Here is an 8679-nt window from a genome sequence, read left to right on the forward strand (position 1 = left end):
CTTTCTCAAAAGTCGGTGATTCATTAAAGTAGACAAACAGTAGTTGATCCGAAGATAAAATTGATTTAACTTGATCAGTTAATCCTTTTCCTCGATAATCAAACAGTTGCCACTGGTTACACCTTAAGTCTTTTAATTTAACTTGCAACTTTCGATTACCGTTCCATTCATTGACCTCAATTTCACCAACGACATCAACTTCAGAACCTAAAGTCAACTTATCTGCAATCTCACCCATTTGAAAGCCGATCATTTCAACTGTTAAACCATCTATATCCCCGTGTAGTTTAATATGGTTTTGTTTAGCTCCAATTTTTCTAATGTTTGTTAGTTTCACTTGATTAACTTGAAAGACCGGTTTCTCATTCTCCATACCAAATGGGGCTAATAGTTCTAATTCTTGCGGAAAATTAATGTCCAACTCAGCCCAATTAACTTCATCTTCAATCATTAAGTTAGGGATAAAGTCTTCTTCAGTCAAAATCTCACTAGCTTTTTCATTTAATACTGTTCGTAAATCATCTAATTGATCTAAATTAACAGTCATTCCTGCTGCTTGAGCGTGACCACCAAAATGTATAAACAAGTCGTTAACTTTCATACCTTCTTTAAACATGTCATAAGCTGGTATACTTCGGCCACTGCCTTTAGCTATGCCTTTATCTCGATCAATTCCTAATACAATAGTCGGTTTATAATATTTATTAACAATTCGAGAAGCAACAATACCAAGAACTCCCGGATTCCAACCTTCATTTGCTAAAATAATAACATGATCGTCTTTGTGATTTTGTTCAATCATTTCAAAAGCTTGTTCAGCTATCTCTTTGACTATTTGCTGCCTTTCTATGTTCAACTCATCAATCTCTTTTGCCATATCTTCAGCGATGATTGGGTCGTCTTCTAGTATTAAATCAACAGCTAACGATGCATCTTGTAGACGGCCTACAGCATTTATTCTCGGTCCAATAATAAATCCAATATGTTCAGTCGTAATTGGCGGTTCAATCTTGCCGATCGTTTTAATCGCTTCAATACCAGGCATGTCATTATGAGTCAACGTAGACAATCCTTGTTTTACTAACACACGATTTTCACCTTTAAGCGGAACTAAGTCAGCAACCGTTCCAATGGCAACTAAACCTGTCAATTCTTTTGGTATTCGACCTAATAGCGCATGAGCAAGCTTAAAAGCAACACCTACTCCAGCTAGATCGTTATAAGGGTAGTTTTCTGATAAGCGTGGGTGGATAATCGCATAAGCGGCTGGAATTTCATCTTGTTCTTCGTGGTGGTCTGTAATGATTAAATCGATCCCTAATTCTTTAGCCACAGCCGCTTCTTTTGGTGCGGCAATTCCATTATCTACCGTTATAATTAAAGTACCACCAGCTTCATGTACTGCTCTAAAAGCGGCTTCATTTGGCCCATAACCTTCAGTAAAGCGGTTTGGAATATAATAATCAACTATAGCACCTAACGAACTTAACGTTTTAACTAACACTGAAGTAGCGGTAACACCATCAGCATCATAATCTCCATATATTAGTATCTTTTCTTCATTTTCAATAGCTTGTTTTATTCTTAACACGACTCGTTCCATTTGTTCAAATAAGAAAGGGTCATGTAGGTCGTTTATCGTTGGGTATAAAAAAGCTTCTGCTTCTTCCTGTGTATGTATACCTCTTCTTACTAACATACGTTCTATCACAGATGAAACAGATAGATTTAGTTGAGGTGTTTGATTGTTTGATACACTTTTCCAATTCATTTTACTTTTTAACATATTTTCACCCCTGACTAACTTATTATACAAGAGCTAATCAGGGGTATCAATGTGAGATTATTTTTGTTCATCTTTATTTTCATGATCTAGCACCGTTTGATCTTCAAGTTCTTGATTTGGTTCTTCTTCAAGTGTTGGATCAGCTTTTAACTGTTTGATTTGTTTTTGTAATTGATAAAACTTAGCAAAGCTAACGCCCATCACTAATAGTGCACCAAGTAGAACTGACAATAAAATAACTAATATTAATGGAGCTTCTGTTTCCACGAATAAGAAATCGACCGGGACAGAATCGACATTAATAACAGCAAAGACAGCGATTAAAATTGTAAATATAATCGTTAATATAATCCAAGTTTGTTGTTTCATTTAAATTCCCCCATTATTTTTCTTATTTTTAGTTTCCCTATAACAAGGAAGCTCAATCCTCATTTTCAAAAAAAGTGATAGAGGTAAATTTCCTCTATCACTTTTAATCATTACACTTGTGGTCCTTCTTGACGTTTTTTCTTTTGAAAATCTACTGGCTTTTTCTCTATGTTACGCCCTCTCCACACTAACCATAGTTGTGCACCAAGGAATAGTGATGAGTAAGTACCAGCAAGTAAACCGACAATTAGTGCAAACGCGAAGTAAGTAATCGCTTGAGCACCGAAAATGAATAACATTAGCGCTGCAAAGACGACTGTAATGACCGTATTAAAACTACGTGCTAGAGTTTGCATTAAACTCTTATTCACAATAGAAGCTAAATGGCTAAATGTTTTAACCTTTTTCTCCATTTGTAAGTTTTCACGTATTCGGTCATAAGTCACAATGGTGTCGTTAACTGAATAACCGACAATCGTTAAAATCGCTGCAATAATTGTAATATCAAATTCAAACTGGAAGACACTGAATAAAGCTAAAATAAAGAATGCATCATGTAACAACGCAAAGATCGCTGTTAAAGCAAAGAACAATTCGAATCTAAATGTCACATATATGATAATCGCAATTGACGCGATTAAAACTGCATAGATAGCATTCATAGCCAATTCTTGACCAATTTTAGGTGTTACAGTGCTGACACTTGGTTCATTGCCATAAGCATCAGAGAAGTGAGTGTGGACTTCTGCAATTTGATCTTGGTCTAACACTGTATCAAAGCGGACCATCGCAATCTCTTCTTCGTCACCAGCCATAACGACTTGCGTTGGGTCTAATCCTAATGTTCCAAATTCATCATTCACTTCCTCAGCTGTTAATGATTCATCCGCCATCACTTGTACACGTGAGCCACTTTCAAAGTCGATCCCTAAGTTTAAACCAACTGTCGACAAGAAGATAACTCCAGCAGTAATTAAAACACCTGAGATTATAAAGAACTTCTTACGGTGCTGGACAAAATCGAATGTTTTACCAAAGAAGTGAGGTTCAACCTCCTCACCTTTCGTAATGTCTTTAATCTCTTCTTGTTTAACACCAAATAGCTTTGGTTTATTATTTAATACTTTGCTATTCACCCATAATCCTAGCAAGAAGCGTGTTAAGTAAACCGCTGTAATAAAGCTTAGGACAATACTAATGATTAACATCGTCGCAAATCCTTTAACAGAACTCGTACCAAATATGAACAAGACAGTAGCTGCGATGATTGTTGTTACATTGGCATCCAATATCGTTGATAATGAACGTCTATTACCTGCTTTAAAGGCAGATTTCAACGTCTTACCTGCTTTTAATTCTTCTTTTATTCGTTCAAAGGTTATAATATTAGCGTCTACCGCCATACCAACACCGAGCACGAGTGCTGCGATTCCTGGTAATGTCAGTACGCCATTAATCGATTCAAACACAAGTAATATTAAATAAATATAAGCACTTAACGTTACCGCTGAAATTAATCCTGGGAAACGATAATAACTAATAATATATAATAGGATTAAGATGACACCGAGAATACCAGCATACACCGTTTGATCTAATGCTTGTTCACCAAACTGAGCACCAACTGCAACTGAATACACTTCGTTCAAATCAGCTGGTAATGAACCTGCGTTTAGTAAGTCAGCTAATTGTTTAGCTTCATCCACTGTGAACTGACCCTCAATCATAACGTTTGTGCTAGCAATTGGATTTTGTACACGTGGTGCCGAAATAAATTTAGGGTCATCACTTCCTACCTCTTCTTGGAATGAGTCACCTTCTTCATAATCTAACCAAATAACTAACAAATTGTCGCCTTCTGGCAATTGCGAAACATCTTGTGTAACTTCATGGAAATTCTCATAATCACTTTCTTCAAAGTTACGTTTCGTCTCCATTGTTACAATTGGTTGGTTCATATCATCAAAGTTTTGACGTGCACTTCCTTCGACTAGCTCTGTCCCATCAAAGAACAGTTCATCATCTACACCTCTAAATGAAAGATTAGCTGTTGTCGATAACAATTCACGTGCTTCATTTTGATCGGTAACACCTGCTAGTTGAACACGTATCCGATCATCACCTTCTATATCAATAGAAGGTTCATTAACCCCTAATACGTCAACTCTTTCATATAAGCTTTGAACAACTGCATCGAGCATATGATCGTTAACTTCTTGATTCTCACTTAATGGTTCAACTTCGTATAAAACTTCAAAGCCACCTTGTAAATCTAAACCTAATGTAATATCTTTCGTAATTGAATTGGTTGTCGTACCAATTAATCCTCCTAAAAGTAAAACAATTAGGAAAAAGGCGACAATTCTGCCCTTCCTTTTCATCTTATCTGTTACCTCCTTTAAGTCGACACCGTTGGGACTTAGTTTCCTTCTTTTTGATGCTGTTCCCATTGGGATAAAGCTTCTATTTGTTGTGATAACTCTTCGTCCTGTTGTTGAACTTGAACCGTTAAAAAACTCATAAATAGACGATCACTCATATGTAAAACATCTTGTACGACTTGATGTAACGTCTTTTCATTACTTTTTCGCCATACTTTCTTTAATAAACAATTCCATACTTCATCTTGTGTAACGTAATCATAACCTAAAAGACGCAATTCATCTACTTTACTTTGTATGACGTCATACAAGTAAGGGCGCCATTCTTCTACGTGCATTTTAACCGGTTCCAACTAAAATCCCCCTTTAATGGCAGCTTCGTATGACTCTCTTTCTCAACAGAAGCGCTTCATTTTTATCAACAAGCAATTCTTATTAATCCATTATTTCATCTCACAAACTTTGAATCTTTTATCATGACTTGCACTAAGACAAGCATATAAATTATTGTACCGAAATTTCACCATTTTGAGAAGGTAGGTATTCAAATTGTCTAAGCAGACTTTTATTAAAGGTGCCATTATATTAATAATCGCAGGGATGATCAGTCGTTTACTCGGTTTCGTTAATCGTATTGTGTTAGCTAGGTTGTTAGGAGAAGAAGGAATTGGCATATACATGTTAACTTTACCTGCCTTATTTCTCATGATTACGTTATCTCAAATTGGAATTCCCGTAGCCGTTTCCAAATTAGTAGCAGAAGCGAATACGGAAAACAATAAACAAAAGATTAACCAAATTTTAAAATTATCCTTTACCATCACCATTTCATTAAGTTTAGTTTTAACAACCCTCTTTATAACCGCAGCACCATTTGTATCAAACTACTTAATTTTGGATGATCGAACTTATTTACCAATGCTGATGATTAGCCCCATTATAATAATCATTGCTATATCAGCAGTTTTAAGAGGTTACTTCCAAGGGTTGCAAAACATGAAGCCTCAAGCGACCTCACAAGTAATTGAACAAGTGGTAAGGATCGTTTTTGTTGTTATCATCGTTAAGATGATGATACCTTATGGAATTACGCATGCTGCAGCTGGCGCTATGGTATCAATTGTAATTGGTGAACTCGTGTCACTATTTTATATGTATTATTGCTTTAAGAAGCATAAAAGTTCGATTATTGACCTAACAATTCATCAAGGATTTAAGAAGGTTCGTTCTACACTAAATAGTATTTTACACATAGCACTACCTACAGCAGGAACACGTTTGATCGGGTCAACAACATACTTCTTAGAGCCAATTCTAGTCTCACAAAGTTTAATTATAGCCGGTTATACGATATCGGAGAGTACTAAACTATATGGACAGCTAACTGGTTACGTTCTACCTTTACTACTTTTGCCGACGTTTATAACACATTCTCTATCGGTAGCTCTCATCCCTTCCATAAGTGAAGCGAATGCTTTAAACCATTATCAAACTGTACACTACAGAATAAGACAAGCTTTACGACTGTCATTTGCTTCAGGTGGTATTGCGACGATCATCTTTCTACTTTTAGCTCCTGTCATTTTGCAGCTCATGTACGGAAATGACAATGGTGCTAAGTTTTTGATGTTTATGGCACCATTCTTCCTATTATTGTACTTTCAAGCACCACTACAAGCGGCTTTACAAGCACTCGATTATGCAAAACACGCTATGGTCAACTCTTTAATTGGTGCTGTCGTAAAGCTTGTTGTCTTATGGTTACTAGCAACAAAGCCCTCTTTTGGAATCGATGGTGTTGTTATTTCAATTGTTGTTGGCGTACTAGTCGTCACCTCATTACACTTCATCACACTATATAAACTAATTAATTTCAGAATGCCGTTTTGGCTTTCATTTAGAATGATTACTTTAATCATTTTAGTTTACATTATGGGAACTAAAATAGAGTCCATTTTTATGACTGGCCATTCATTAATCTCTACAATACTTATTATTTCAATACTTCTATCGTTGTACATCGTTGGTATATTCATGTTTAAAATTGTATCAAAAGACGAATGGGAACAGCTTAAACAAGGCCGGTTTTAATCTAACTTCTTGAAATCTATATAAATTGAACCATCTTCATGCATTTGTGCAACAGACACATTTGTTATATCTTGCACTCCATAGCTTTTTAGCTGATCTAACACTTGCTGTTGCGTAACGCCTTGTTGTTGTAGAGCTTCACCTTGAAACTGACCATCAATAATGATTGGATCAAAATAATTTAAAGGATTATCTTGCTTTTGAAATACTGAGAGCTTGCCATTTGTTTCTAGTACGGCAAGCTCTACTTCTTTTAATTGTAACGCCCCTTGCTGCCTCAATTGCACGAGAAGGTCATCCATATTATACCGCTGCCTTTTCATTTCTTTTTCATCAATTTCCCCGTTTCGAACGATAATTGATGGTGTGCCATCAAGAAGCATTCTCGCCTTATTACTCCTAAAAGAAACCTCAGCTGTTAACCTTTGAATAATTAATAATACAAAGATCGGTGTTAACAATAAAAAGAAGGATTCTTCCGTTTGTTCAATAGAAAGAACCCCAACTTCAGCCATCATAATAAATACAATTAAATCCATAATACTTAACTCACCGATTTCACGTTTACCCATTAAACGAAAAACCGCATAAATCGCTATATAAACACCTGCTGTGCGAACAATCAAGTTTATTAGTTCATCCATATTGTCCATCTCCGTTGATATATTCGCCTTTAGCATTTGCTATATAGTTCAATTTATACGGTTTAACTAGCCTTTAGAAATAACGGATTGCCATATAGATTGTCGCAATAATAAGTGACACAACGACTATGAACAAACCATATAACATAAATCGCACAAATGGGATCTTAACACCGTTTGTGCTTGCAATCCCTGCAACGACAACGTTAGCAGAAGCACCAAGTAGCGTACCATTCCCACCTAAACAAGCTCCTAAGGCAAGTGCCCACACATTGGATCAGTCGCAGTCATACCAAATTCATCAAGTTCAAACAAGATTGGAATCATCGACGCTACATACGGTATATTATCGAGGAAACCAGATAAAAGACCAGCTGACCACAAAATAATAAATGATGATTTTACAGTATCACCTTCTGTTAGAGTAATAAAAGCCATCGCAATTTGATCAATAATTCCCGTTTGCTCTAAACCACCCACTAAGACGAATAGGCCGATAAAAAAGAATAAAGTCGTCCACTCTACTTTCGCAAAAATTTGTTCACAGTCAGCATATTTCTGTGATAGAAGTAAAAGAATTAACGCTCCAGCTAAAGCTACTGTTGTTAACTCAACATGAATAAACCCATGAAGAAGAAAACCTAGAATCGTTAAAACAAGTACCGTTAAAGATTGATAAAGCAGTGGTGATTTCTTCAATGCAGCATTTGGGTCTAAGTTTATTGCCTCATCATTTCGCTGTTCGCCTGCCTTCGATAGCGTTCTTCCAAACATAAGAATTAATAGAACCATAGTAATAGCAAAAATTACAATGACGACAGGAGTTAAATGGATAATGAAAGACATAAATGTTAAATGCTCAACAGCTTGTCCAATCATAATATTTGGTGGGTCTCCAATCATCGTCGCTGTTCCACCAACATTAGAGGTGATAATCACCATAACAAGATACGGAAAAGCTGGTAAGTTTAATTTTTTAATCATGTGTAGGAGAACTGGTACAAATAACAACACGGTCGTAACATTATCTAATAAAGCTGAACCAACTGCAGTAAATACACCTACCCAGAAAAACAACGGTATAGGCCTTCCATCCACTCTTTGTATCATCCATAATGCAATATACTCAAACACGCCTGTCCGTTGAGTAATCGTAATTAATACCATCATTGAAAATAGTAATACAATTGTGCTCCAATCCACATAGGTTGTTAATGCACTATCAACTGAAAATATCCCAAGTACAACTAGAATAGCAGCGCCACATAAAGCGACTAATGCTCGATTAATCTGATCAAGTAATAAAAAGACGTAACTTATTGCAAACACTGTAATGGCGATGATCGCTTCCATGTTCATTTCCCCTTTTAACTTTCTGTCCTTATAAAATAAATACGTCTTTTTCATT

General features: G+C 36.0%; 8 protein-coding genes. 1 reads left to right on the top strand and 7 read right to left on the bottom strand.

Annotated features, from left to right (window positions below; all coding sequences use genetic code 11):
- The 4 genes from recJ to A194_RS0112070 form a co-directional block, all read right to left on the bottom strand.
- On the bottom strand, positions 1-1786 hold a 1786-nt coding region (recJ, locus tag A194_RS0112050), incomplete at its 3' end, for a single-stranded-DNA-specific exonuclease RecJ (protein ID WP_017187085.1).
- Between the two features lie 57 nt (positions 1787-1843).
- Positions 1844-2155 (bottom strand): lipopolysaccharide assembly protein LapA domain-containing protein, encoded by a 312-nt coding sequence (locus tag A194_RS0112055; protein ID WP_017187086.1) that lies wholly within the window; start codon positions 2153-2155, stop codon positions 1844-1846.
- A gap of 110 nt (positions 2156-2265) precedes the next feature.
- Positions 2266-4536: a protein translocase subunit SecDF gene (gene secDF, locus A194_RS0112065; RefSeq protein WP_017187088.1), complete on the bottom strand. Its 2271-nt coding sequence runs from the start codon at positions 4534-4536 to the stop codon at positions 2266-2268.
- A gap of 38 nt (positions 4537-4574) precedes the next feature.
- On the bottom strand, positions 4575-4889 hold the full coding sequence (locus A194_RS0112070; RefSeq protein ID WP_017187089.1) for a post-transcriptional regulator: 315 nt from the start codon (positions 4887-4889) through the stop codon (positions 4575-4577).
- Positions 4890-5085: 196 nt separating this feature from the next.
- On the opposite strand from A194_RS0112070, the gene spoVB reads away from it, so the two are divergent.
- Entirely contained in the window at positions 5086-6627 is a 1542-nt protein-coding gene (gene spoVB, locus A194_RS0112075) for a stage V sporulation protein B (RefSeq protein WP_017187090.1), read from the top strand.
- Here the strand turns inward: spoVB and A194_RS0112080 are convergent.
- The 3 genes from A194_RS0112080 to A194_RS18355 all read right to left on the bottom strand — a co-directional run.
- Entirely contained in the window at positions 6624-7271 is a 648-nt protein-coding gene (locus A194_RS0112080) for a DUF421 domain-containing protein (protein WP_017187091.1), read from the bottom strand. The genes spoVB and A194_RS0112080 overlap by 4 nt on opposite strands.
- Before the next feature lie 73 nt (positions 7272-7344).
- Positions 7345-7542 (bottom strand): hypothetical protein, encoded by a 198-nt coding sequence (locus A194_RS21200; protein WP_337442987.1) that lies wholly within the window; start codon positions 7540-7542, stop codon positions 7345-7347.
- On the bottom strand, positions 7524-8679 hold a 1156-nt coding region (locus tag A194_RS18355; RefSeq protein WP_337442988.1), incomplete at its 5' end, for an ArsB/NhaD family transporter. The genes A194_RS21200 and A194_RS18355, both read right to left, overlap by 19 nt.

The sequence above is a fragment of the Alkalibacillus haloalkaliphilus C5 genome, from assembly GCF_000269905.1.
Classification (GTDB): Bacteria; Bacillota; Bacilli; order Bacillales; family Alkalibacillaceae; genus Alkalibacillus; species Alkalibacillus haloalkaliphilus_A.

What these genes read in the sequence shown, in the direction of transcription:
- A194_RS0112080 (WP_017187091.1), bottom strand. Translation starts at nt 7,271, where the DNA reads ATGGATGAACTAATAAACTTGATTGTTCGCACAGCAGGTGTTTATATA.
- A194_RS0112055 (WP_017187086.1), bottom strand. Translation starts at nt 2,155, where the DNA reads ATGAAACAACAAACTTGGATTATATTAACGATTATATTTACAATTTTA.
- secDF (WP_017187088.1), bottom strand. Translation starts at nt 4,536, where the DNA reads ATGAAAAGGAAGGGCAGAATTGTCGCCTTTTTCCTAATTGTTTTACTT.